This is a genomic window from Erysipelatoclostridium sp. An15 (genome assembly GCF_002160675.1).
GTDB lineage: Bacteria > Bacillota_I > Bacilli_A > Erysipelotrichales > Coprobacillaceae > Thomasclavelia > Thomasclavelia merdavium.
Genome location: NZ_NFLA01000124.1, coordinates 1 through 574 on the forward strand (window position 1 = coordinate 1; position 574 = coordinate 574).

The following is a 574-nucleotide window of genomic DNA, read 5'->3' on the forward strand; positions in this document are numbered from 1 at the left end:
TCCTGTATTTGAATACAGAAGATTCTATCAAAAAAGATAACCTTAGGATAGTTTTTCATTGCCGAAACTGGTAATTATTATACCAACCTTTTTGGTTATCTTTATTTTACTATTAACATCCTTTACTATTAGTTTCAATTTTATTTCGATTGATTTCTCTAAATCTGGTACTTGGTGAACGATGCAGAGCTTTTGCGATATTTCTTATGGTCATACCAGAATTTTTAAATTGGTAGATACAACAGCGTTCGTTTATGGTAAGATGTTTATAGCTCGTAGATATTACCTCCTATTAATTGTTTGTTTGGTTACTTACATTTTAACACAGTAATTTCTATGAGTCTTTTTTATATTATGTTGCATTTGTTGTGATAAATTATTTATATCAAAAAAACAAAGAGATAAAAAATGACAGGGAAAAACGATGATAAAAAGGGAGAAAAAGCGGGAAGGGATAAAAAAAGTAAAAAAAGGTATTTACAAAGGAGAGAGGATGTGGTAGATTAATAGGGCACTCGAGAGAAGGAGCGAGGTTCAAAGGAAGGGCCGAGCGAAAAAAGTAAAAAAAAGAATT

Annotated in this window: 1 protein-coding gene; it reads right to left on the reverse strand. The window is 30.7% G+C overall.

Features of this window, described 5'->3' with window-relative positions; all coding sequences use genetic code 11:
• Window positions 1-112: 112 nt before the first annotated feature.
• Window positions 113-283 carry a helix-turn-helix domain-containing protein gene (locus tag B5E92_RS15990; protein ID WP_204245302.1) on the reverse strand — a complete coding sequence of 57 codons (171 nt, stop codon included), beginning with the start codon at window positions 281-283 and terminating at the stop codon, window positions 113-115.
• Window positions 284-574 lie beyond the last annotated feature (291 nt).